Raw genomic sequence first — 25,173 nt, forward strand, 5'->3', positions numbered from 1 at the left:
GGTCAAGCATAGGGCACGGCGCAACCGCCCCGCAGGTGCCGTTGGTCTCCCGCCCTGCAGCCCGCCCTCACTCACCGTGCATTGCCGGCAGCAGGGGTAACGTGCCGGTTTCCCCGCCGTGCCGCACTGCCATGACCGACCTGCATATCGACCGCCTCGACCACCTCGTACTCACCGTGGCCGACATCGACACCACCTGCGATTTCTACCGGCGCGTGCTGGGCATGCAGGTGGAGACCTTCGCCGCCGGGCGCACCGCGCTGCGCTTCGGGCTGCAGAAGATCAACCTGCATGCTGCGGGACGCGAGTTCGAGCCCAAGGCGCTGCGCCCCACGCCCGGCTCGGCGGACCTGTGCCTGATCACCTATGCCGGCATGGACGAGATCCTGGCCCACCTGCAGGCGCAGCAGGTGGACGTGGAAGACGGCCCGGTGCAGCGCACGGGCGCCACCGGGCCGATCCTGTCGGTGTACTTCCGCGATCCCGACGCCAACCTGATCGAGGTGTCGCACTACCTGGACTAAGGCAGGAACGGCGCAGCCATCGCCTGCAGCAGGCTGCCCTGTGCGTCGTCGCCGGTCAGCTCCCAGGTGAATACCCCGCGCAGCGCGGCGGACTTGGCGAACGCGGCGCGCAACCCGATCGACGTCGGGTCTTCATAGCTGATGAAGATCCGTTGGGTCGGGTTGTACAGCCACGGACTCTGCGCCACCGGATGCCAGTGCCGCTGCCAGCCGGGCGCGTCCAGGAATTCGCTGCGGATGCGTCGCCAGTCACCGGCATCGAACGGGCCGCTGTAAGGCTGGTACAGGCCATCGTTGCCGCCCGCGGTGACGCGGAAACCGCGCCCGTAGAACGGCACGCCCAGCACCAGTTTGCTGGCCGGTACGCCATGCTGCTGGTAGTAGGCCACGGCGCCTTCCACGTTATTCCACCGGCGCTGCGCCGGGTCCAACGGATCGTCGGCTACCTCACGCAGCGGCGCGTTGAAGGTGGACACGGCCGAGAAGCCGGTGCCCATGTCGTAGCTCATCAGGTTGATGAAATCGAGCGTCTGGCCCAATTCCTTCAGCGCATAGCTGCGCGCCGGATCGTAGGGGCCGTCGGTCTGCACGCGCCCGGCCGGCAGCGCGGCGGTAAGCAGCAGGTGGCGCTTGTCGGCCGTGCCGGCCGCGTCCAGCTGGCGGCGGAATTCGCGCACCAGCAGGGTCATGTTGCGCCGATCCTGCGGGCGGTCGGTGATCTCCAGCGGTCCGCCGTACACCGGGAATTCCCAGTCGATGTCCACGCCGTCGAAACTGCCGCGGTGCGTGTCGAAGAACAGCGCAACGCAGGACGCAACAAACCGCGCGCGGCTGTCGGCCGTCAACGCCGCGTCGGAGAAGCCGCCCGCGTTCCAGCCGCCGATCGATATCAGCGTATGCAGCGTCGGATGCGCACGCTTGAGCGCGGCCAGCACCTTGAAATGCGCGTCCGCCTGCGGCCCGACCACGCACCGGCCCGCGTCGATGGTGGCGAATGCGTAGAACAGATGGGTGAGCGTGTCGGCGGGGATGTCCGCGACCGGATAGCGTTCGGCCGAGCCACCCGGGTAATACGCCCCGATCACCTTGGACGGTGGTTCGGCGGCGGAAGCGGCGAGCGATAGCGCCGCGGCGGCACAGGCGGCAAGGACGGCAAGGCGCTGGCGGAACATGCAGACTCCAAGGGGTCGGTGGCCGGGCCACGTTAGCAAATGCACATGCGGGCGACGACGGAATTACAGGCGTTCTGGCGCCATGTCCGGCACATTCGTCCAGCGGACAACACCGCCCCGCCGGCATGCGCCAATGCCGTGTCCCGCACGGCCGATCGCGGCATCGGGCAAGGTCCGCTGATGTCCTGTCGCGCCACTGCCGCATGCCCGCACGACAGGCGACGGTACGCCTGGATTCGGCCTATCCTGCGCACATGACAGACACTTCCGATCCACGCGACACCGCACCGGACACCGCCGCATGGGACGCGCTGGAAGCGCGCGCCTACGACGCCTTCGACCACGGCCAGCTGAAGCAGGCCAGTGCGCTGTTCGGCGAACTGACCACGCTGGCGCCCGAGGTGCCGTACCTGCATTACATGCGCGGCCTTGCCCACAAATACCTGCGCGACTGGCCCGCCGCGCTGCAGCATGCCCTGCGCGCGCAGGCGCTGCATGGCTCGGCCGACGACGCCAGTGCCTGGAATGCCGGCATCGCCGCGACCGCCCTGGGCGACTGGGCCGAAGCGCGCCGGCAATGGACCCGATGCGGCATTGGCATTCCCGAGGGCGACGGTCCGATCGAACACGATTTCGGCCTGGTCAGCATCCGTCTCAATCCCTGGGGCAATGGTGAGACCGTGTTTGCACGGCGCATCGATGTGGTGCGCGCGCGATTGTTGAACGTACCCCTGCCGGAAACCGGCCACCGGCTGTTCGACATCGTGCTGCATGACGGCGCCAAGACCGGCGAGCGCGGGCTGGATGACGGTACGGTGCCGGTGTTCAACGCCCTGCAGATCCTGCAGCGCTCGGACCACCGCACCTTCGTGGCGTTCATCCGCTGCCCCTCGGCCGATGACCTGGACGAACTGCAGCAGGCCGAACTGCCCGGCATCGGCTACGTGGAAGACTGGACCGCATCGATCGTGTCGCTGTGCCTGCGCTGCAGCTATGGCGTCGGCCACGGCGAGGAGGATGCGGCGGACACCGCGCACGATGAAGGCGCGGCCAGCAACGATGACTGGCAGGTCGAACGCAACCTGGGCATCGGTGCGCAGGGCAAGGCGGCCGTGGAGCGGCTGCTGGCCAACTGGGTGGCTGCGGGGCCGGGGCGCAGCGTCGATGCGATTGAAAGCCCGCCTTGCGTGGAAAGCGCACCGGAAGAAGGCACGGTGTGGTGGCGGGGCGCTGGCGACGATGCGGACGAGGGCGAGGCGTAGGCGCGTGGCTGGATAGCGTTGTCGGCCGGGTTACGGAACGACAGACACAAAAAAGCGGGCCGAAGCCCGCTTTTTTGTTGTTCGAACGCGTGAGGCGCAGACGTGAGGACCAACGGTCCTCACCTGCCGCGCCACCGGCCCGGCCGATTACTCGGCGACGGCGCCTTCGCCTTCTTCGACGGCCTTCATCGACAGGCGGATACGGCCCTGCTTGTCGACTTCCAGCACCTTGACCTTGACCACATCGCCTTCCTTCAGCACGTCGCCGACCTTCTCGACGCGGTCGCTGGAGATCTGCGACACGTGCACCAGGCCATCCTTGCCCGGCAGGATGGTGACGAAGGCACCGAAGTCCATGATCTTGGCGACCTTGCCTTCGTAGATGCGACCCGGCTCGACGTCCGAGGTGATCTGCTCGATGCGGGCCTTGGCAGCCTGCGCAGCGATGGCATTGACCGACGCGATGACGATGGTGCCGTCATCCTGGATGTCGATCTGGGTGCCGGTTTCCTTGGTGATGGCCTGGATGGTCGAACCACCCTTGCCGATCACTTCGCGGATCTTGTCCGGGTGGATCTTGATGGTCAGCAGGCGCGGCGCGTAGTCCGACAGCTCCTGGCGCGGAGCGGTCAGGCCGTGGGCCATTTCGCCCAGGATGTGCAGACGGCCAGCCTTGGCCTGCTGCAGAGCCTGCTTCATGATCTCTTCGGTGATGCCTTCGATCTTGATGTCCATCTGCAGGGCGGAGATGCCCTCAGCGGTACCGGCCACCTTGAAGTCCATGTCGCCCAGGTGATCTTCGTCACCCAGGATGTCGGACAGGACGACGAAGCGCTCGCCTTCCTTGACCAGACCCATGGCGATACCGGCCACCGGCGACTTGACCGGCACGCCGGCGTCCATCAGGGCCAGCGAGGAACCGCAGACCGAGGCCATCGACGAGGAGCCGTTCGACTCGGTGATTTCCGACACGACGCGGATCGTGTACGGGAAGGATTCCAGCGACGGCATCACTGCCAGCACGCCGCGCTTGGCGAGGCGGCCGTGGCCGATTTCGCGACGCTTCGGGCCCATCATGCGGCCGGTCTCACCCACCGAGTAGGGGGGGAAGTTGTAATGGAACAGGAAGTTGTCCTTGTACTCACCGGACACGGCGTCGATCACCTGACCGTCGCGGGCGGTGCCCAGCGTGATGGTCACGATGGCCTGCGTTTCACCGCGGGTGAACAGCGACGAACCATGGGTACGCGGCAGGATGCCGGTCTTCACGGCGATCGGGCGGACGGTGTCCAGCGCACGGCCGTCGATGCGGACCTTGGTGTCCAGCACCGAGTTGCGCATGGTGCTGTATTCCAGCTCGCCGAATTCCTTCGACAGCTCGGCCGGGTTCCAGCCTTCAGCGGCCACACGGCCAGCCAGCGACTCGACCACGTCCTTCTTGATCGCCGAGATGGCGTCGCGACGCTGCAGCTTGTCGCGCACCTGGAAGGCTTCGCCCAGACGCGGGCCGATGGCTTCCTGCAGGGCGCTGATCAGCACCTCGTTCTTGGCCGGGGCCACCCAGGTCGACGGCTTGGTGCCGGCTTCCACGGTCAGCTCGTTGATCGCGTTGATGACCTTCTGCATTTCGCGGTGACCGAAGGTCACGGCGCCCAGCATCACGTCTTCGGACAGCAGCGCGGCTTCGGATTCCACCATCAGCACGGCGTTGGCGGTACCGGCGACAACCAGTTCCAGCTCCGAATCCTTCAGTTCGGTCACGGTCGGGTTGAGGATGTACTCACCGTTCTTGTAACCCACCTTGGCAGCGGCGATCGGACCCTTGAACGGGGTGCCGGCCAGCGACAGTGCAGCCGAGGCGCCGATCAGCGCGGCGATGTCGCCGTCGATGTCCGGGTTCAGCGACATCACCGTAGCGATGATCTGAACTTCGTTCTTGTAGTCTTCCGGGAACAGCGGGCGGATCGGGCGATCGATCAGGCGCGAAATCAGCGTCTCTTTTTCGGTCGCGCGGCCTTCGCGCTTGAAGAAGCCACCCGGGATACGGCCACCGGCGTAGAACTTCTCCTGGTAGTCACAGGTCAGGGGGAAGAAGTCCTGGCCCTCACGCGCGCTCTTGGCAGCTACGGCGGAGACCAGCAGCACGGTGTCGTCGAACTTGACGATGACGGCGCCACCGGCCTGGCGGGCGATTTCGCCGGTCTCAAGCGTGACGGTGTGCTTGCCGTACTGGAAGGTTTTGGTGATTTTTGCCACGGGGGATGTCCTTGGGATGATGCTTTCTTCGAATGGACCGCGGGCGACCCTTGCCGCCGACGGGTGACCGGTTGTCCGGCCCAGGCGTTTGATGCGGTACTACCAAAACAAAACCGCGGCGCATTCCTGCGCCGCGGTTGGGATTCCTGCTTAGCGACGCAGGCCGAGCTTTTCGATCAGGGCCTTGTAACGCGGAGCGTCTTTCTTCTTCAGGTAGTCGAGCAGGCTGCGGCGGCGGTTGACCATCTGCAGCAGACCGCGGCGGCTGTGGTGATCCTTCTTGTGGGTCTTGAAGTGGCCGGTCAGCAGTTCGATGCGGGCGGTCAGCAGGGCGACCTGGACTTCCGGGGAGCCGGTGTCGGCGGCGCTGCGCTTGTTGTCTTCAATGACTTTCTGGGTGTCGATCGACATATCTGTTTTCTCTTGGATGCGTGGCCCGCAGAAACGTCCCATTGACGTACCGCGCGACTCGCCGTTAACGAAAGGATGAACCCGCAGAACGCGGGAAGCCTGAAAAGGCCGCGAAATTGTAACGGGCGCAGCCCTCCGGGACAAGGACCGGCTGCGCCGGGGTCAGCCCTGCCCGGTCAGGTTGAAGCGCCGCTGCGGTGCCAGCCGCCCGTTCTCGTCGACCTGGCCAAGGCCCTGGATGGCCTCGTCCGGGCCGTATACCACCACCGTGCCCTGCGCCCAGGCCGGGTCGCGCAGGCGCTGGCCCACGCAGAACCGCGGGGTCTGTTCAGCATCCAGGGTGACCCGCGGATAGTGCGCCAGGCCGGCGTCCAGCGGCAGCAGCAGCGCATCGATGGCCGCTTCGTCCCCCTGCTCCACCAGGGTCCGCAGCGTGTCCAGGGACACCATCGGCGCGTCGCGGAAGGGGTCCACCCACAGCCGGCGCAGGCCGGCGATGTGTGCCCCACAGCCCAGGGTTTCCCCGAGGTCGCGGGCCAGGCTGCGGATATAGGTGCCTGAACCGCAGGTCACGCGCAGCCGCAGCCGGGTCGGTTGCTGCTCCAGCACCTCGATGGCGTGTACCTCCACCTGGCGCTCCGGCGCCTCGATGACCTCGCCGCGGCGCGCTTTCAGGTACAGCGGTTCGCCGCCCTGCTTGAGCGCCGAGTAGATCGGCGCACGCTGCAGGATGCGCCCCTTCAACGGGGCCAGCGCGGCCGCCAGCGCTTCGGCGCTGATCGGCGGCACCGGCCGTTCGCGCAGCACCGCGCCATCGGAATCGTCGGTATCGGTGGTCTGGCCCAGCACCACCTCGGCGTCGTAGGCCTTGGCCGAGCCCAGCAGCAGGCCGGCAATCTTGGTGGCCTCGCCGAAGCACAGCGGCAGCAGGCCGGTGGCCAGCGGATCCAGGCTGCCGGTATGGCCGCCCTTCTCGGCGCGGTACAGGCGCCGCGCGATCTGCAGCGCAGCGTTGGAGCTCATGCCGCCCGGCTTGTCGAGCAGCAGGATGCCGTCCAGGCGACGGAATGTGATTCGGGATGCCATGTCGTGGTTTCAATCGGCGCCATGTGGCGCTGCCGGCAGTCCCGGCGGTCGGCGGCGCGGTCGTTGTGGACCCGGGCACCGCCCCATAAGACAACAGCCCTTGCGGGCTGTTGGTCCATCAATCAGATTTCTTGTCGCTTTCGTCCGCGTCGCCATCCCCGGCGTCGTCCTCGGGCTGTCGGCTCTTTTCAGCCGCCAGCGTATCGGGCAGGTCACGCAGGATGTTGTCGATGCGCTCGCCGCGATCCACCGAATCATCGTAGTGGAAGTGCAGTTCGGGCACGTGGCGCAGCTTCATGGCACGCGCCAGCTCCATCCGCAGCTCCCACGCCAGTTCCTTCAGGCCCTTCATGGCTTCTACCGAACGTTCGGGCATCAGCGCGGTGACGAAGATCTTGGCATGCGCCATGTCACGGGTGATTTCCACGTCGGAGACGCTCACCGAAGGCAGGCCGTGTACACGCACGGCGTTGTGCACGAGCGTCCCCAGTTCGCGGCGGATCTGGGCGGAAACACGGTCGGTTCGATGGAAGGTCTTTGGCACGGTAGGCGGACTCGTCTTGAAGGGTGATGCGTAAGCGAAAAAGCCGGACCGCGCGAAGCGGTCCGGCCTGGAACATTACAGGGTGCGCGGCACTTCGATACGCTCGAAGCACTCGATCTGGTCACCCGGCTTGACGTCGTTGTAAGCCTTCACGCCGATACCGCATTCGGTGCCGTTGCGAACTTCGTCGACGTTTTCCTTGAAGCGACGCAGCGATTCCAGCTCGCCTTCGAACACGACAACGCTGTCGCGCAGGACGCGGATCGGCTTGCTGCGCTTGACCGTGCCTTCGATGATCATGCAGCCAGCGACTGCACCGAACTTCGAGCTGCGGAACACATCGCGGACCTGGGCGATACCGATGATCTCTTCGCGGATTTCCACGCCGAGCAGACCGGAGGCCACCTGCTTCACCTGATCGATCACGTCATAGATGATCGAGAAGTAACGCAGGTCAACGCCGTTGGATTCAATGATGCGGCGGGCCGAAGCATCCGCACGCACGTTGAAGCCGATCACGGTGGCCTTGGAGGCAACCGCCGAGTTGGCGTCCGACTCGGTGATGCCGCCCACGCCGGAGTGGATCACGTTGATGCGGATGTCTTCGTTGGACAGCGCAACCAGTGCCTGGCTCAGCGCCTGCACCGAACCCTGCACGTCGGCCTTGATCACCAGGTTCAGCACCTGCTGGCCATCGCCCTTGCCCAGGGTTGCCATGATGTCTTCCATGCGGCTGCCGGCCGACTGCACCAGGCGCGATTCACGGCGCTTGGTTTCGCGCTGCTGCGCGACGTCCTTGGCCAGACGCTCGTCTTCGACCACGACGAAGTCATCACCAGCATCCGGCACGCCGGACAGACCCAGCACCTGCACCGGAATCGACGGGCCGGCCTGGTCGGGCTGTGCGCCGGTTTCGTCGAACAGCGCGCGCACGCGGCCGTACTGGATACCGCAGACCAGGTAGTCGCCCTTCTTCAGCGAACCCTGCTGCACCAGCACGGTCGCGATCGGACCGCGGCCCTTGTCCAGCGAGGACTCGATGACCACACCGCTGGCGCGGCCATCGGGCACGGCCTTCAGTTCGAGCAGTTCGGCCTGGACCGAAATCGCGTCGAGCAGGTCGTCGATGCCCAGGCCAGCCTTGGCCGAGATTTCGACCATCTGGATGTCGCCACCGAAGTCTTCGGACACGACCTGCTCGGTGAGCAGCTCGTTCTTGACGCGCATCGGGTCGGCACCGGCCTTGTCGATCTTGTTGATCGCCACGATCAGCGGCACACCGGCAGAACGCGCATGCTGGATGGCTTCCTTGGTCTGCGGCATCACGCCGTCGTCGGCCGCCACCACCAGCACCACGATGTCGGTCAGCTTGGCACCGCGGGCACGCATGGACGTAAACGCCGCGTGGCCCGGGGTATCCAGGAAGCTGATCACGCCCTTCGGCGTTTCAACGTGGTACGCACCGATGTGCTGGGTGATGCCACCGGCTTCGCCCGTGGCGACCTTGGTGCGGCGGATGTAATCCAGCAGCGAGGTCTTGCCGTGGTCGACGTGGCCCATGATGGTGACCACCGGCGGACGTGCCGCCGGCTCGCCCTGGTTGCCACCGGCCAGCGCCAGCAGCGCGTCTTCGGCGTCGTTGGTGTTGGCACGGATCACGTTGTGGCCGAGTTCTTCGGTCACCAGCGCAGCGGTGTCGTGGTCGATGGTCTGGGTGATGGTCGCCATGACGCCCATCTTGAACAGCGCCTTCACCACGTCGCCGCCCTTCAGGGCCAGCTTCTGGGCCAGATCGGCCACGGTGACGGTGTCGCCGATGGTGACGTCACGCACGATCGGAGCGACCGGACGTTCGAAACCATGGGCACCGCCGCCGCTGCGCGACTGGTTGCTGTCACGACGGCCGCCGTGCTGGGTACGCCCGGTCGGGCGACCACGCGAGTTGCTGTTGTTGCCGCGACGGGCACGATCGGCAGCCGACAGGTGCAGCTGACCGGCGAAGCGGTTGCCACCCTCGTCGTCACGCTTGGCGCCCGGACGGTTGTTGTTGTTGTTGTTGTTCGAGTTGCGGTCATCCGAACGCGGGGCCGGACGCGCAGCCGACGGCGACGACGGGCGCGCGGCGCGGGCCGGTGCATCGGCAGCAGCGGCCGGCTTGGCAGCCGCCGGCGCCGGTGCAGGCGGTGCGTTCTTGGCCGCTTCAGCAGCGGCTGCGGCGGCCTTGCGCTCGGCTTCGGCGCGCTCCTTGGCGTCGATTTCTTCCTGACGCTTGCGGGCGATTTCCTCGTCGCGTGCACGGTCCTTTTCGGCCAGTGCGCGCTGCTCGTCCAGATTGCGCTGGCGGGATTCCTCCAGCTTGCGCAGGATGTCGGCGCGCTCTTCATCCGCCGTCATCGGCTTGCCGCTGGCGTCCTTCATGTAGGTGCGCTTCTGGCGCACTTCCACGTTGACAGTGGTCTTGCTGCGGCCGGCGCTGACGGTCACTTCCTGCAACTTGCGACGGTTGAGGGTGATCTTCTTGGCGGCGTCGTCGGTGCTCTCGACGGGCTGCTCGGTCTTGCCGTGCGAACGACGAAGGAAGCCCAGGAGCTTCACCTTCTCGGTGCTGGTCACGACCTGGTCGGGGCCGCTGAACTTCATGCCGGCTTCGGCAAGTTGTACAAGCAGTTTATCGACCGGGGTGTTGACCAGTTCGGCAAGCTTGCGGATGGTGGTTTGCTGCGACATTCGGATCCTATGATCTGGTTGGCGCTCCCTCGAAACGTGCGAAGGCAGCGCGGAGTCTAAGCCCTGAGCGGGTCAGGGCACTGTTCATCGCTGGCTCATTCGCCGCGCTCCAGGCGGGCGATCTCCTCGGCTCGGGCGGCCAGGATCAGGGCGGCGGCGCGCTCCTGGTCCAGGTCCTCGATACCGAACTCGAGGATCTCGTCGGCGGCCAGGTCCGACAGGTCCTCACTGGTACGCACGCCGTGACCGGCAAGGGCGTAGGCAGTTGCCTCGTCCATGCCTTCCAGGGCGAGCAGGTCGTCCGACGGCGAACCGTCTTCCAGACCTTCTTCCACCGCCAGCGCCTCGTTGAGCAGCGCATCGCGGGCACGGGCACGCAGTTCTTCGACGATGTCTTCGTCGAAGCCTTCCACGGCCAGCAGTTCGCCGACCGGGACGTAGGCGATTTCTTCCACGGTGTTGAAGCCTTCGGTCACCAGGATGGCGGCGATTTCTTCATCCACTTCCAGCTTGTCCATGAACAGCTGACGGGCAACGCCCTGCTCTGCCTCGGACTTGGCGGTCACCTGGTCCTGGGTCATCACATTGAGCTGCCACCCGGTCAGGCGGCTGGCAAGACGGACGTTCTGGCCGCCCTTGCCGATCGCCTGGGCCAGGCGCTCTTCAGCGACGGCCAGGTCCATGGAGTGCTTTTCTTCGTCGACGATGATCGACTGCACTTCGGCCGGCGCCATCGCGTTGATGACGAAGTTGGCCGGGTTCTCGTTCCACAGCACGATGTCCACGCGCTCACCGTTGAGCTCGTTGGACACGGCCTGGACGCGCGAACCGCGCATGCCGATGCAGGCACCGATCGGATCGGTACGCGAATCGTGGGCCAGCACGGCGATCTTGGCGCGATCGCCCGGGTCACGTGCACAGGCCTTGATCTCGACCAGGCCCTGGCCGACTTCCGGCACTTCGAGCTTGAACAGTTCGATCATGAATTCCGGGGCGGCGCGGCTGATGAACAGCTGCGGGCCACGCGGTTCCGAACGGACTTCGGCCAGGTAACCGCGGACGCGGTCGCCGGCGCGCAGGACGTCGCGCGGGATGCCCTTGTCCTTCGGGATGAAGGCTTCGGCGTTGCCACCGAGGTCGACATAGATGTTGCCGCGCTCGGCGCGCTTGACCACACCGGTGACCAGTTCGCCCACGCGGTCCTTCCAGGCATCCACGACCTGCTGGCGCTCGGCTTCGCGCACGCGCTGGACGATGACCTGCTTGGCGGCCTGGGCAGCAATGCGGCCGAAGTCGGGGTTTTCGATCTGTTCTTCGATGTAATCGCCAACTTCGACGCCTTCGGCTTCGTCGATGGCATCCATCAGGCGGATCTGGCGGTCCGGGGACTCCATGACCACGTCATCGGCCACCACTTCCCAGCGGCGGAAGGTTTCGTAGTTGCCGTCCTTGTGGTCGATCGACACACGGGCCAGCACTTCTTCGTCGGGGTAGCGCTTCTTCGCAGCCGACGCCAGTGCTGCCTCGATGGCATCGAAGATCACTTCACGCGGAACGCCCTTTTCATTGGCGACCGCATCCACTACCAGCAAAAGTTCCTTGCTCATTGGCTCACTCCGCGCGCGGCTTTTTAGCCGCCGGCTCGTTGGATGGTTTCTTGTTCGCCTTGCCACCCTGCTTGGGTGCCGGGCCAGTCGGTTTGGTCGGAGCGAGGCCGAGGGCGGCCCAGTCCGGCATGATGCGTGCCTTGTCGATATTCTCGACGTCGGCGGTGAACGGGGCGTTGTCGACCTTGAAGGTGACGGTACCCTGCTCATTGTCTACAGCGAGAATCTCGCCCTGCAGGCGACGACGGCCGTCCTGCGGAAGCTTGAGCGTGACCTTGGCGGATTCGCCGATGGCACGCTCGAATTGTTCTGCGGTGAACAGCGGGCGATCCACACCGGGAGACGAAACTTCCAGGGTGTAATTGGCGCTGATCGGGTCTTCGACGTCCAGCTGCGCGGACACTTCGCGGCTGACGCGTTCGCAGTCGTCGATGTTGACGATACGCTCGGGCTGTTCGGCCAGCGGCACGTCGATGTAGAGGCGCAGCGTCGCACCACCCGGGGCAGTGAGATATTCCACGCCCAGCAGCTCCAGACCCAGCGACTGAACGGTGGGGGCGAGCAGATTCGCGATTTCGGTTGCCTTGTCGCTCACAGTCGGCCTTGATTCGTTGAAAGAGATACGGTTTGGCCAGTCACGCTGGCCGGGCTCTACTGAACATGTTCCGGAAACAACAAAGGGCCCGCTGGGCCCCTTGTCCGGTACAACTCCGGTCATGCTGGATTCCGGTAGCGGGAACACACGCGGTGTGTGTTCCTGCGAGCCCAGCCTTCCGGGGGGTCACGGCGGCCTGGGTACAGGGTGCCGTTCCTGGAAGCCGGTCGCGGGCCGCATTCACATCCGTTGAAAGGATACGCATGGACAGTCCGCTAAGCCGCTGATGATAGCCGTTGCACCGCGCTGGTGCAATGGCTGGGGGTTTTTGCCGGGTGGCTATTGCGAAAGCTGAACAGGGCGTGGTTGGCTTCTGGCGCGTAGATCGAAGGCTGGGCTGGTCGCTTGTGTCGCGGGCACCGGCGCGGGTGGGTTGGCGGGACACGCCGTGAATCCATCCGTGGAGGCTCGTGAGCGCCATCCATGGCGCCCAACGGTCCCGCCAACCCACCCGCACCGGCACCTGGACGCAAATGGGCCAGTCGTTGAGATCAAAGAAGGCAGCGCTACGCGCCGACAGCCAAGCCAGATCCCCGCCCTACCCCGCACCACCACCCACTCAACAAACCCAAACAACACACCCGACCAAACTCAGCACCGCAACACGGCGAAAAAGACCAAAGCAGAGCCGGCCGTTGATCTTCGTTGCGCACCGACACTCCATGGAGGCGCTGGCATGGGTGGGTTTGCGGGGCCCTCCAGCGCATGGATGCGCTGGCGGAGCTTACAAGGACGTACTTGCAGCGTGCCCCGCAAGCCCACCCATGCCAGCGCCCTCCCAGATGCCCGCGCACCGAATTTGCTCTGGCCCTGGCTTCAGCGGTTGCTTTTGCCTTTTGCCTTTTGCCTCGAAAAAACAACCAAACCCCACAACGAAAAAAGCGACCCCGTTTCCGGAATCGCTTCTTCGTCTACTGCATCTGCCCTGCAGATTTTCTGTGGTAGCGGGGGCAGGATTTGAACCTGCGACCTTCGGGTTATGAGCCCGACGAGCTGCCAGACTGCTCCACCCCGCAGCAGAAGCGGAATTGTAAGGGAGTTTTCATTTCCGTGCAACCCCTTGGTGAAACATATCGCCCGGCGTCCGGGAAAGGCAGCCGACCAACGGTCGGCTCTACCGGCCCTGCCGCAACGTCCGGAGCAGCCGTCCGGTCGGCCCTACCGCAACGTGTGGAGCAGCCGACTGACAGTCGGCTCTACCGAAACGTCCGGAGCAGCCGGAGCAGCCGGAGCAGCCGGAGCAGCCGGAGCAGCCGGCCAACGCCCTGGGCATACAACGAAAAAAGCGACCCCGTTTCCGGAGTCGCTTGATTCGTCCACCGTCTCCGGCTTGCACCGGAGCTATATGGTAGCGGGGGCAGGATTTGAACCTGCGACCTTCGGGTTATGAGCCCGACGAGCTGCCAGACTGCTCCACCCCGCATCAAAAGCGGATGAGCCGGGGTACCAACCAACGGTGGGTACCTTGCAACGATCTTCTGGCGAAACCGCTGCAGCAACAACTCAGGAAACGAATATTACACGATTTGCGCAGTTTTGTATCGTTTTTTACGCAAGATGTGCAAATGCCTGCTGGCACCACACCATGATCGGGTTCCACGACAGGCCCAGGGCCAGCAGCGCCAAGGCATTCACGCCCAGCACCACGCCCAGCACGCGGTCGTTGTTGGCCGGCAGCGGCTCGCCCACCGGCTCATCGAAGTACATGACCTTGATGACACGCAGGTAGTAGAAGCAACCCACCACCGCACACAGCACGCCCAGGATCGCCAACCACAGCATGCCGCCGTTGATCGCCGCGCCCAGCACCGCCAGCTTGGTCCAGAAGCCCAGGAACGGCGGAATACCGGCCATCGACGCCATGATGCACAGCACCAGGCCGGCCATCCACGGGTTGCGGGCATTCAGACCCTTGAAGTCGTCGATGTTCTCGGCTTCAAAGCCGCTGCGCGACAGCGCGATGATCGCGCCGAAGCCGGCGGTCGACATGATCGCGTAGCTCAGGGCATAGAACAGCGCCGCCGCGTAACCCTGCTCGCCACCACCGGCAATGCCCAGCAGCAGGAAGCCGATGTGCGACACCGTCGAGTACGCCAGCATGCGCTTCAGGTTGGTCTGCGCGATCGCCATCAGGTTGCCGATCACCAGCGACAGCGCCGCCAGACCGCCAATCAGGTACTTCCACTCGTCCGACAGCGGACCCACGCCCACTTCCAGCAGGCGGTAGGCCATGCCGAACGCGGCCAGCTTCGGTGCCGAGCTGATGAACAGCGCGATCGGGGCCGGTGCGCCCTGGTACACGTCGGGCAGCCACATGTGGAACGGCGCCGCGCCCAGCTTGAAGGCCACGCCGGCAATCATGAACACCGCGCCGGTCAGCAGCAGCACGCGCTCTTCCGAATGCGGAATAGCGGCGTGGATGACGTCCAGGTGCAGCGAACCGGTGGCACCGTAGATCAGCGACATGCCGTACAGCAGCAGGCCCGAGGCCAGCGAACCCAGCACGATGTACTTCATCGCCGCTTCGGAGGCCAAGCCGTTCTCACGGTTGCTGGCCACAAGAGCGTACGAACACAGGGCCAGCAGCTCCAGGCCCAGGTACACCATCAGCAGGCTGCCGGCCGAGACCAGGATCATCATGCCGGCGGTGCCGAACAGGATCAGCACCGGAATCTCGCCCTGGTACAGCTTGCGCTCGCGCAGGTAGCTCCAGCCGTAGACCAGGGTCAGGCCACTGCACAGCACGATCACGGTCTTCATCACGTCCGCCGCGGTATCGCGGACGAACATGCCGTGGAAGACCTCGCCCTGCCCGCCCACTCCGGTGGCGAGCATGAACAGCACCGCGGCCAGCGCGGCGACCGACAGCAGGTGGGTCCAGATCTTGTTCTTCTCACTGATGAACAGATCCAGGATCAACAGGGCGAACGCACTACCAATCAGCACCAGCTCGGGAGCGAGCGGCGGCAGGTCGGCGGCGGTCAACGGCAACAGCGGCGAGGTGGTCATCATCAAATCCTGGAATCAATACTCTCGACGGCCCGATTACAGCAGCTTGCTGGATGCGATCTGCATCGCCAGCTTCGCGATCGAGGGCTCCATCAGGTCGGTCAGCGGCTTGGGGTACAGGCCCAGGGCAAGCGTGCCCACGGCAAATACACCCAACACCAGCCATTCGCGACCGTTGATGTCCTTCAGTTCGGCGACATGGGCATTGGCCACTTCACCGAAGAACACGCGCTTGTACAACCACAACGTATAGGCCGCCGTGATCACCAGGGTGCTTGCCGCACCCAGGGCCAGCCACGGATTGCGCTGGAAGCTGGCCATGATGATCATGAACTCACCGACGAAACCGCTGGTACCCGGCAGGCCGGCATTGGCCATGAAGAACAGCATGGCGAAGGTGGCGAACCACGGCATCACATTGACCACGCCGCCGTAATCGGCGATGCGGCGGCTGTGCATGCGGTCGTACAGCACGCCGACGCAGGAGAACATCGCACCGGACACGAAGCCGTGCGAAATCATCTGCACCATGGCGCCCTGCAGGCCCAGGCGGGCCGCGTCCGGGTTGCCGGCATCACGTACCAGCCACAGCGCAATGAAGGTGCCCAGGGTGACAAAGCCCATGTGCGCGATCGACGAATAGGCGATCAGCTTCTTCATGTCGTCCTGGACCAGTGCGACCAGGCCGACGTAGATCACCGCGATCAGCGACAGCGTGATCACCAGCCAGGCCCATTCCTGCGATGCGTCCGGGACGATCGGCAGGTTGAAGCGCAGGAAGCCGTAGCCACCGATCTTCAGGGCGATGGCGGCCAGGATCACCGAACCGGCGGTGGGCGCTTCCACGTGGGCGTCCGGCAGCCAGGTGTGCACCGGGAACATCGGCACCTTGACCGCGAAGGCGATCAGGAAGGCGAAGAAGATCCAGGTCTGTTCCTTGCCCGACAGCTGCAGCTGGTACAGGTCGGCCAGCTGGAAGCTGCCGCCCTTCAGGTACAGGTAGATCAGGGCCACCAGCATCAGCACCGAGCCGAGGAAGGTGTACAGGAAGAACTTCAGCGCGGCGTAGATGCGGCGCGGACCACCCCAGACACCGATGATCAGGAACATCGGGATCAGCATGGCTTCGAAGAACACGTAGAACAGCATCGCGTCGGTTGCCGCGAAGATGCCCACCGTGACGCCTTCCAGGATCAGGAAGGCGGCCACGTACTGGTTGACGCGCTTGTCGATGGCGCTCCAGGCGCCGATCAGGGCCAGCACCGACACCAGCGTGGTCAGCAGGATCAGCGCGATCGCGATGCCGTCCACGCCCAGGTTGTAGCCGATCTTGTAGGCGGGGATCCAGGCGCGGGTTTCGACGAACTGCAGCGCGTCGTTCCCCACGTCGTAGCCGCTGAGCAGCGACAGGCTGGCCACGAAGGTCAGCACCGCTACGCCCAGCGACGCCCAGCGGGCGGTTTGGGCGTCACGGATGGCAAGGATCAAGGCACCGCCGAGGATCGGCAGCCAGATGAGAACACTGAGTAGGGGCCAGTTCGACACGTCTTCTTATTCCGTACAGGTCATCAACGCAGGTAATGCATCAGGACGCCCAGAAGGGCAATCAGGCCGATGATCATCGCGAAGGCGTAGTGATAGAGGAAACCGGATTGGGTGCGACGCAGCAGGTTGGCCGCCAGATCGATCAGGCGAGCCGAACCGTTGACCACCACACCATCGACGATGTTCGTGTCGATCGCGCGCGAAACCTTACCCAGCTTGATGCCGCCACCGGCGAAGCCGCCGATCCACAGCTTGTCGAAGCCGTACTTGTTCTCCAGCACCGATACCAGCGGCGCGAAGGTCGTGCGGGCCTTGCCCGCCAGCTCCGGCTTCCACAGGTAGAACAGCACCGCCAGCAGGAAGCCGGCCACGGTCAGGAAGAAGGCCGGGGCCATCATGCCGTGCAGCGCGAACGCAACCGGGCCGTGGAACTCTTCGGCCAGCGCGCCAATGGTGTCGCGCGACGGGACGTAGAAATCAACGATGCCGGTGAAGAACGAATGGACCTGGCCCGGGATCGCGTGCTCGGCATGCGCGCCCTTCCAGTCCGTGCCGTACAGCATCGGACCGATGCCGAAGAAGCCGATCACGATCGAGGGGATCGCCAGCAGGATCAGCGGCAGCGTCACCACCCACGGGGTTTCGTGCGGCTCATGCGGACCGTGGCCATGGCCGTGGTCGTCATGGTGCGCGTCGCCGTGGTGGGCATCGACAGCATGGGCATCGACCGCATGCGCGTCGGCATGGTGATCGTCATGGCCATGGCCGTGATCGTCATGCGCGTCGCGGAAGCGTTCCTTGCCATGGAAGGTCAGGAACAGCAGGCGGAAGCTGTAGAAGCTGGTCACGATGACGCCGCCCAGCACCGCCCAGTAGCCGTAGGTGGCCACCCAGCTATGCGACACGTGCGCGTGGTGCTGCGCCGCCTCGATGATGGTGTCCTTGGAGTAGAAGCCGGAGAAGAACGGCGTACCCACCAGGGCCAGCGTGCCGATCCACATGGTCACGAAGGTGATCGGCATGTACTTGCGCAGGCCGCCCATCTTGCGCATGTCCTGCTCGTGGTGCATCGCGATGATGACCGAGCCGGCACCCAGGAACAGCAGCGCCTTGAAGAAGGCATGGGTCATCAGGTGGAACACGGCGGCCGAATAGGCCGACACCCCCAGCGCCACGGTCATGTAGCCCAGCTGGGACAGCGTGGAATACGCGACGACGCGCTTGATGTCGTTCTGCACGATGCCGATCAGGCCGGTGAAGAACGCGGTGGTGGCACCGATGAACAGCACGAAGTTCAGCGCGGTCTGCGACAGCTCGAACAGCGGCGACATGCGGGTGACCATGAAGATACCCGCGGTCACCATCGTCGCGGCGTGGATCAGGGCCGAGATCGGGGTCGGGCCTTCCATCGAGTCCGGCAGCCACACGTGCAGCGGCACCTGGGCGGACTTGCCCATTGCACCGATGAACAGGCAGATGCAGATGATGGTGGCGATGGACCAGATCACCGGGGCGTCCAGCACCTGGAACGAGGTGCCGAACAGGGTGATCGCGCCGGACCAGATCTGCATCTGTGCCTGCGGGCTGCCCAGGATCGGCGCATTGGCGAACACGGTGGCGTAGTCCAGCGAACCGAACACCCACAACACGCCGGCAATGCCCAGGATGAAGCCGAAGTCACCCACGCGGTTGACCAGGAACGCCTTCATGTTGGCGAAGATCGCGGTCGGGCGCTTGAACCAGAAACCGATCAGCAGGTACGACACCAAGCCCACTGCTTCCCAGCCGAAGAACAGCTGCAGGAAGTTGTTGCTCATCACCAGGGTGAGCATGGAGAAGGTGAACAGCGAGATGTAGCTGAAGAACCGCTGGTAGCCCGGGTCATCCTGCATGTAGCCGATGGTGTACACGTGCACCAGGAACGACACGAAGGTCACCACGACCATCATCATGGCGGTCAGCTTGTCGATCATGAAACCGACATGCGCCGAGTACTGGCCGACTTCGAAGAACGTATAGATGTTCTCGTTGTACGGCTGTGCGCCGCCCCACAGCAGCATGTACAGCACGTAGCTGGACATGATGCAGCTGGCGCCGACACCCAGGATGGTGACCGTCTGCGCGCCGATGCGACCGACCTGCCGGCCGAACAGGCCAGCGATGATGCTGCCGATCAGCGGTGCAAGCACCACTGCGATCAACAGACTCTTGGAGAGAGTGATTTCCATCTACGGATCAGCCCTTCAGCGAGTCGACTTCGCCGACATTGATGGTGCGGCGATTACGGAACAGGGTTACCAGGATCGCGAGACCGATCGCGGCCTCGGCCGCGGCAACGGTGAGGATGAAGAACACGAACAGCTGGCCGGCCGTGTCACCCAGTTCCCGCGAGAACCCGACGAAATTGATGTTGACCGACAGCAGCATCAGCTCGACCGACATCAGCAGCACGATGATGTTCTTGCGGTTGAGGAAGATGCCGGCGAGGCTGATGCAGAACAGCAGCGCGCCCAGTGCCAGGATATGGCCGAGGGTGATCATGGCGTTGCCTCCTCGTCGCTGGACGGCTTGGTGTTGGTGTGGACCACCGGCTTTTCGACAGCCATCTTGACCACGCGCAGACGGTCGCTGCCCTTGACCATGGTCTGCTCGCTCGGGTTCTGGGTCTTCAGGCCGGTGCGGCGACGCAGGGTCAGCATCACGGCGGCGACCACGGCCACGGTCAGGATGACGGCGGCGAACTCGAACGGCAGCAGGTATTCGGTGAACAGGCTGCGGGCCAGCCAGGTGATGTTGGAGCTGTCGGCCGCCAGTGCGGCGGCGTTGTCGGCCGGGAACGGGTTGACCGCCCTGCCCTTCACCCCGATCAGCACCAGCATCTGCACCAGCATGGTGACCGCGACCACCAGGCCGATCGGCAGGTAACGCACCCAGCCTTCGCGCAGGTTGGTGGCATCGATGTCGAGCATCATCACCACGAACAGGAACAACACCATGACCGCGCCGACGTACACCAGCACCAGGGCCACGCCGAGGAACTCAGCGCCGACCAGGATCCAGATGCAGGCCACGGAGAAGAAGGTCAGGATCAGGTTCAATACGGCGTAGACCGGATTGCGCACGCTGATCACCGCCGCGGCGGAAATGCCCGCCACGATGGAGAAGACCCAGAAACTGATATTTACCCAATCCATCATTCGACCTCAGCGGAAAGCGGCATCGGCGGCGCGACGCTCGGCGATTTCGGCTTCAAGCCGATCCCCGATGGCCAGCAGCTGCGGCTTGGTAACGATGTTCTCGCCACGATTCTCGAAGTGGTACTCGAGGATGTGGGTCTCGACGATCGAGTCCACCGGGCAGCTTTCTTCGCAGAAGCCGCAGAAGATGCACTTGAACAGATCGATGTCGTAACGGGTGGTACGGCGGCTGCCGTCCTCACGCTTGGCCGAATCGATGGTGATGGCCAGTGCCGGGCACACCGCTTCGCACAGCTTGCAGGCGATGCAGCGCTCTTCCCCGTTGGGGTAGCGACGCAGCGCGTGCAGGCCACGGAAACGCGGCGACTGCGGGAACTTCTCCATCGGGTACATCAGCGTGTACTTGGGCTTGAAGGCGTACTTCAGGGTCAACCACAGACCGCCGAGCAGCTCGAGCAGCAGCAGGCTTTTGAAGTAATGGGTAATTCGATTCATCACTTAGACGCCCTTCTGGATCACGCCGTAGAACACCATCACCGCCGTCACTGCAATCCAGAGGATGGTGAGGGGGATGAAGACCTTCCAGCCCAGACGCATGATCTGGTCATAACGGAAGCGCGGGAAGCTGGCACGGAACCAGATGTAGGCGCTGGCGAAGAAGAACACCTTCAGCAGCAGCCACGGCCAACCGCCCTTCCACAGCCAGTCGATCCACGGCGAGATGTCCGCGTTGACCCAGCCCTGGATGGGGCTCAGCCAGCCACCGAGGAAGAAGATCGAGATCAGGAAGCTGATCAGGATCATGTTGGCGTATTCGGCAAGGAAGAACAGCGCGAACGCACCACCGGAGTACTCGACCATGTGGCCGGCCACGATTTCCGATTCACCTTCCACCACGTCAAACGGCGCGCGGTTGGTTTCGGCAACGCCGGACACCCAGTACACGATGAACAGCGGGAACAGCGGCAGCAGGAACCAGTCGAAGAAGCCGGAGCTGCCGGCCTGGGCCATCACGATGCTGCTCAGGTTCAAGCTACCCGAAGCGATCATCACGCCGACCAGGGCAAAGCCCATCGCGATTTCGTAGCTGATCATCTGCGCCGAGGCGCGCATCGCACCCAGGAAGGCGTACTTGGAGTTGGAGGCCCAGCCCGCGAGGATGATGCCGTACACGCCCAGCGAGGTCATCGCCAGCAGGTACAGCAGGCCGGCGTTGGCATTGGACAGCACGATCTTGGCGTCGAAGGGAATCACCGACCAGGCCGCGAAGGCCGGGCCGAGCGTGATCAGCGGCGCAAGGATGAACATCGCCTTGTGCGAGCTGGCCGGCTGGATGATTTCCTTGAACAGCAGTTTGAAGACGTCGGCGAAGGCCTGGAAGATGCCCATGCCGACATACATCGGACCATGGCGGACATGCATCCAGCCGATCAGCTTGCGTTCCCAGACCACGAAGAACGCCACCGAGATGATCACCGGCATGGCGATCACCAGGATCTTCAGGATGATCCAGAGCAGCGCGCCGATGTCGCCCAGTGAAAGCAGCCACTGGTGCAGCGGGTCGACCGCGTTCAACAGCAATTCGTTCATGCAGCCACCACCGTTACGCGAGCGGCACCCAGCGGTGCGGTTGCACCGTGGCCCGATTCAATCCAGACCGAACCCGCGGCGACGCGGGCGTCGACCACCACCGGCAAGGTGGCGCGACCGGCATCGGTGCCGACCTTGGCCATCTGCCCTTCGGCCAACTGCAGGCGGGCAGCATCGGCGGTGTTGAGCACGATGCGCGGCGCGGTGTTGAGCGGATGCGACTGCAACGCCTGGGCGCGACGGACCACCGCATCGGTGCGGTAGATCGCGGCGGTCGAGGTCACTTCCAGACCCTCGCCTGCCAGCGGCGTTGCAGCCGAGGCGGCAACGGTGACGCTGACCGGGGCCAGGCTGGCGCGCAGGCCGGCCAGGTCGATGAACTCGAAACCGGCCAGGGCCAGCTCGCCGCCCAGTGCACGCAGCACACGCCAGCCTTCACGCGCCTCGCCCGGCAGCTTGCCGCCGGCACGGGCCGACTGCTCGCGACCATCGAGGTTGGTCAGGGTGGCGTCCACTTCCGGCAGCGCACCGATCGGCAGGATCACGTCGGCGACGTCGCGGGTGGAGGCACAGGCGAACTGGCTGAAGGCCACCACCTGCGCACCGGCCAGTGCCTTGCGGGCAGCGGCGGCGTCGGCGAAGTCCAGGCCCGGCTCGATGCCGTAGATGGCATAGGCCTTGCGCGGCTGGGCCAGCATGGCGTTGACGTCCTTGCCGGCCGGCAGCACGCCGGCGCGGGACAGGCCCACGGCATTGGCACCCTGCGGGATACGGCACAGCTTGGCACCGGTGGCGGCGGCGAAATCACGCGCCGCGGCGCGGATCGCAGCAGCCTGCGGGTGGTTTTCGGCGATGCCACCGACGATCAGCACGGCATTGCCGGCCGAGGCGCTGACGGCATCACGCAGCGCGGCAGAGCCCAGCGCCTCGATGAAGGCCGACGGGGCGACGATCTGCTTGCTGGCCAGCTTGAACGCGAAGTCGAAGTCCACCGGGTTGACGGCGTGGATCTTGGCGTTGCGCGTGGTCTGCGCCTTGCGCAGGCGGGCATGCAGCAGCGGCAGTTCGTGGCGGATGTTGCTGCCCAGAACGACGATGCTGTCAGCGGCTTCGATCTCGGCCAGCGGCAGGCCGAACACTTCGGCGGTGGCGGCGTCGGAGAAGTCGCGGTTGTTGATGCGGTGGTCGATGTTGGTGGTGCCCAGGCCGGTGGCGAGACGGGCCAGCAGCGCGCCCTCCTCGTTCGAGGCCGACGGGTGCACCAGCACGCCGAGGTCATCGCCCTGGTTGGCGGCGAAGATTTCCTTGGCAGCGGCCAGGCCTTCAGCCCAGCTCACTTCCTTCCACTCGCCGTTGACCTTGCGCAGCGGCTTGACCGCACGGTCTTCGCTGTACAGGCCCTGGTGCGAATAGCGGTCGCGGTCGGACAACCAGCATTCGTTGACCGACTCGTTGTCACGCGGCACAGCGCGCAGCACTTCGCCGCGACGCACGTGCAGGAATAGGTTCGAGCCCATCGCGTCGTGGTAGCCCAGCGACTCGCGCGCGGTCAGTTCCCACGGACGGGCGCGGAACTGGAACACCTTGTTGGTCAGCGCGCCGACCGGGCACACGTCCACGACGTTGCCGGACAGCTCGGTGGTCAGCGGCTTGCCGTCGTAGGTGCCGATCTGCAGGTTTTCACCGCGGTACATGCCACCCAGTTCGTAGGTACCGGCAACGTCGGCGGTGAAGCGGACGCAGCGGGTGCACTGGATGCAGCGGGTCATTTCGGTGGCGACCAGCGGACCGATGTCCTCGTCGGGCACCACGCGCTTGCGCTCGTTGAAGCGGCTGACCGAACGGCCATAGCCCAGCGACACGTCCTGCAGCTCGCACTCGCCGCCCTGATCGCAGATCGGGCAATCCAGCGGGTGGTTGATCAGCAGGAATTCCATCACCGAGCGCTGGAACTTCAGCGCCTTTTCACTGCGGGTGGCGACCTTCATGCCATCCATGACCGGCGTGGCGCAGGCCGGTGCCGGCTTGGGCGACTTTTCAACGTCGACCAGGCACATGCGGCAGTTGGCCGCGATCGGCAGCTTCTCGTGGTAACAGAAGCGCGGGATCGGGATGCCCGCCTTGTCGGCGGCCTGGATGATCATCGAGCCCTTGGGCACGACCAGGGACTGACCGTCGATTTCGACGGTGACATGTCCCTCGGGCACCACGGCCGGCGTCACGCCCGGATTGTTGGGTTGCGCGCTCATGCGGCGGCTGCCTCCACCTTCTTGCCGTCAACCATCGAATGACCGTTGACGATGTAGTACTCGAATTCGTCCCAGAACTGGCGCAGGAAGCCCTGGATGGGCCATGCCGCCGCTTCACCGAACGCGCAGATGGTGTGACCTTCGATCTGGCCGGCCACCGTCTTCAACTGATGCAGGTCTTCCATGGTGGCCTTGCCGGCGACGATGCGCTCGAGCACACGATGCATCCAGCCGGTGCCTTCGCGGCACGGGGTGCACTGGCCACAGGATTCCTTGTGGAAGAACTGGCTGATGCGGCAGGCGAACTTGACGCAGCAGACGCTGTCATCCAGCACCACGATGGCGCCCGACCCCAGCCCGGTGCCCAGGGCACGCAGGGTGTCGTAGTCCATCTGCAGGCCCTTGAGCTCTTCGGCCTTCAGCACCGGCATCGAGACGCCGCCCGGGACCGCGCCCTTGAGCGTGCGGCCCGGCTTCAGACCACCGGCCATTTCCAGCAGGTCGTCGAAGGTGGTGCCCAGCGGCACTTCAAAGTTGCCGCCCTTCTGCACGCAGCCGGAGACCGAGAAGATCTTCGGGCCGCCGTTCTTGGTCAGGCTCAGGCCCTGGAACCACTCCGGACCGTTGCGGATGATCGCCGGCACCGAGGCATAGGTCTCGGTGTTGTTGATCGTCGACGGCTTGCCGTACAGGCCGAAGTTGGCCGGGAACGGCGGCTTGTAGCGCGGCTGGCCCTTCTTGCCTTCCAGCGATTCCATCAGCGCGGTTTCTTCGCCGCAGATGTAGGCGCCAGCGCCCAGCGCGCCGTAGATGTCGATGTCCACGCCGCTGCCAAGGATGTCCTTGCCCAGCCAGCCGTTCGCGTACGCGTCGGCCAGGGCCTGCTCGAAGTTCTCGAACGGCTCGTGGTGGAACTCGCCACGCAGGTAGTTGTAGCCCACGGTCGAGCCGGTGGCGTAGCAGGCGATCGCCATGCCTTCCACGACCGAATGCGGGTTGTAACGCAGGATGTCGCGGTCCTTGCAGGTACCCGGCTCGGATTCATCCGAGTTGCACAGGATGTACTTCTGCATGGTGCCCTTGGGCATGAAGGACCACTTCAGACCGGTCGGGAAGCCGGCGCCACCGCGGCCGCGCAGATTGGACTGCTTGACCATCTCGATGACCTGCTCCGGCGAGATCTTCTCTTCGAGGATCTTGCGCAGGGCGGCATAGCCACCGGTCTTGAGGTAGCTTTCATACGACCACGGGGTGTCGTAATGCAGGGTGGTGTAGACCACCTGGTGCGGCAACGGTGCGGGACCGACCGGACCACTGGGTGCGTGATGATGTGCCATGT

Annotated in this window: 19 protein-coding genes and 2 tRNA genes; 2 read left to right on the forward strand and 19 right to left on the reverse strand. The window is 64.7% G+C overall.

What is annotated here, in order from left to right:
* Positions 1 to 140: 140 nt before the first annotated feature.
* Complete coding sequence (locus AC6CHL_RS08725) at positions 141 to 524, forward strand: VOC family protein (RefSeq protein WP_498294212.1); 384 nt, start codon at positions 141 to 143, stop codon at positions 522 to 524.
* Here the strand turns inward: AC6CHL_RS08725 and AC6CHL_RS08730 are convergent.
* The gene (locus AC6CHL_RS08730) at positions 521 to 1,696 is read right to left on the reverse strand and encodes a glycoside hydrolase family 18 protein (RefSeq protein ID WP_498294178.1); all 1,176 of its coding nucleotides are present in this window, start codon (positions 1,694 to 1,696) and stop codon (positions 521 to 523) included. The genes AC6CHL_RS08725 and AC6CHL_RS08730 overlap by 4 nt on opposite strands.
* Before the next feature lie 254 nt (positions 1,697 to 1,950).
* Here AC6CHL_RS08730 and AC6CHL_RS08735 point away from each other — a divergent pair, with 254 nt between their 5' ends.
* Positions 1,951 to 2,958 carry a tetratricopeptide repeat protein gene (locus AC6CHL_RS08735; protein ID WP_498294179.1) on the forward strand — a complete coding sequence of 336 codons (1,008 nt, stop codon included), beginning with the start codon at positions 1,951 to 1,953 and terminating at the stop codon, positions 2,956 to 2,958.
* Between the two features lie 147 nt (positions 2,959 to 3,105).
* On the opposite strand, the gene pnp is transcribed toward AC6CHL_RS08735, so the two are convergent.
* The 18 genes from pnp to nuoF form a co-directional block, all read right to left on the reverse strand.
* Positions 3,106 to 5,214 (reverse strand): polyribonucleotide nucleotidyltransferase, encoded by a 2,109-nt coding sequence (gene pnp / locus AC6CHL_RS08740; protein WP_038687262.1) that lies wholly within the window; start codon positions 5,212 to 5,214, stop codon positions 3,106 to 3,108.
* Between the two features lie 150 nt (positions 5,215 to 5,364).
* Positions 5,365 to 5,625, reverse strand: a complete 261-nt coding sequence (rpsO, locus tag AC6CHL_RS08745) for a 30S ribosomal protein S15 (protein ID WP_038687260.1) — start codon at positions 5,623 to 5,625, stop codon at positions 5,365 to 5,367.
* Positions 5,626 to 5,787: 162 nt separating this feature from the next.
* Entirely contained in the window at positions 5,788 to 6,711 is a 924-nt protein-coding gene (truB, locus tag AC6CHL_RS08750; RefSeq protein WP_498294180.1) for a tRNA pseudouridine(55) synthase TruB, read from the reverse strand.
* Between the two features lie 118 nt (positions 6,712 to 6,829).
* Positions 6,830 to 7,255 (reverse strand): 30S ribosome-binding factor RbfA, encoded by a 426-nt coding sequence (gene rbfA, locus AC6CHL_RS08755; RefSeq protein WP_038687256.1) that lies wholly within the window; start codon positions 7,253 to 7,255, stop codon positions 6,830 to 6,832.
* Positions 7,256 to 7,330: 75 nt separating this feature from the next.
* A complete protein-coding gene (infB, locus tag AC6CHL_RS08760) occupies positions 7,331 to 9,982 on the reverse strand; it encodes a translation initiation factor IF-2 (protein WP_498294181.1) in 2,652 nt (883 codons plus the stop codon).
* A gap of 95 nt (positions 9,983 to 10,077) precedes the next feature.
* The gene (gene nusA / locus AC6CHL_RS08765) at positions 10,078 to 11,589 is read right to left on the reverse strand and encodes a transcription termination factor NusA (RefSeq protein WP_038687252.1); all 1,512 of its coding nucleotides are present in this window, start codon (positions 11,587 to 11,589) and stop codon (positions 10,078 to 10,080) included.
* A gap of 4 nt (positions 11,590 to 11,593) precedes the next feature.
* Entirely contained in the window at positions 11,594 to 12,184 is a 591-nt protein-coding gene (rimP, locus tag AC6CHL_RS08770) for a ribosome maturation factor RimP (RefSeq protein ID WP_038687250.1), read from the reverse strand.
* 999 nt (positions 12,185 to 13,183) lie between these two features.
* A tRNA-Met gene (locus tag AC6CHL_RS08775) sits at positions 13,184 to 13,260 on the reverse strand.
* Positions 13,261 to 13,590: 330 nt separating this feature from the next.
* Positions 13,591 to 13,667: transfer RNA gene (locus AC6CHL_RS08780), tRNA-Met, on the reverse strand.
* 125 nt (positions 13,668 to 13,792) lie between these two features.
* Positions 13,793 to 15,253, reverse strand: a complete 1,461-nt coding sequence (nuoN, locus tag AC6CHL_RS08785; protein ID WP_038691974.1) for an NADH-quinone oxidoreductase subunit NuoN — start codon at positions 15,251 to 15,253, stop codon at positions 13,793 to 13,795.
* Between the two features lie 36 nt (positions 15,254 to 15,289).
* Positions 15,290 to 16,798: an NADH-quinone oxidoreductase subunit M gene (locus AC6CHL_RS08790; protein WP_038687248.1), complete on the reverse strand. Its 1,509-nt coding sequence runs from the start codon at positions 16,796 to 16,798 to the stop codon at positions 15,290 to 15,292.
* A 23-nt stretch (positions 16,799 to 16,821) separates the two neighbouring features.
* Positions 16,822 to 19,026: an NADH-quinone oxidoreductase subunit L gene (nuoL, locus tag AC6CHL_RS08795; protein ID WP_498294182.1), complete on the reverse strand. Its 2,205-nt coding sequence runs from the start codon at positions 19,024 to 19,026 to the stop codon at positions 16,822 to 16,824.
* A 7-nt stretch (positions 19,027 to 19,033) separates the two neighbouring features.
* Positions 19,034 to 19,339 carry an NADH-quinone oxidoreductase subunit NuoK gene (nuoK, locus tag AC6CHL_RS08800; RefSeq protein ID WP_017355932.1) on the reverse strand — a complete coding sequence of 102 codons (306 nt, stop codon included), beginning with the start codon at positions 19,337 to 19,339 and terminating at the stop codon, positions 19,034 to 19,036.
* The gene (locus AC6CHL_RS08805; RefSeq protein WP_181406245.1) at positions 19,336 to 19,995 is read right to left on the reverse strand and encodes an NADH-quinone oxidoreductase subunit J; all 660 of its coding nucleotides are present in this window, start codon (positions 19,993 to 19,995) and stop codon (positions 19,336 to 19,338) included. Before AC6CHL_RS08805 ends, nuoK begins: the two co-directional genes overlap by 4 nt.
* A gap of 6 nt (positions 19,996 to 20,001) precedes the next feature.
* A complete protein-coding gene (gene nuoI, locus AC6CHL_RS08810; protein ID WP_038687244.1) occupies positions 20,002 to 20,490 on the reverse strand; it encodes an NADH-quinone oxidoreductase subunit NuoI in 489 nt (162 codons plus the stop codon).
* A 3-nt stretch (positions 20,491 to 20,493) separates the two neighbouring features.
* The gene (gene nuoH / locus AC6CHL_RS08815; RefSeq protein WP_038687242.1) at positions 20,494 to 21,585 is read right to left on the reverse strand and encodes an NADH-quinone oxidoreductase subunit NuoH; all 1,092 of its coding nucleotides are present in this window, start codon (positions 21,583 to 21,585) and stop codon (positions 20,494 to 20,496) included.
* On the reverse strand, positions 21,582 to 23,834 hold the full coding sequence (nuoG, locus tag AC6CHL_RS08820) for an NADH-quinone oxidoreductase subunit NuoG (RefSeq protein WP_498294183.1): 2,253 nt from the start codon (positions 23,832 to 23,834) through the stop codon (positions 21,582 to 21,584). The genes nuoH and nuoG overlap by 4 nt, the downstream gene beginning before the upstream one ends.
* On the reverse strand, positions 23,831 to 25,171 hold the full coding sequence (nuoF, locus tag AC6CHL_RS08825; RefSeq protein ID WP_038687238.1) for an NADH-quinone oxidoreductase subunit NuoF: 1,341 nt from the start codon (positions 25,169 to 25,171) through the stop codon (positions 23,831 to 23,833). Before nuoF ends, nuoG begins: the two co-directional genes overlap by 4 nt.
* Between the last annotated feature and the right edge of the window lie 2 nt (positions 25,172 to 25,173).

It is taken from the genome of Stenotrophomonas sp. GQ19 (assembly GCF_059758695.1).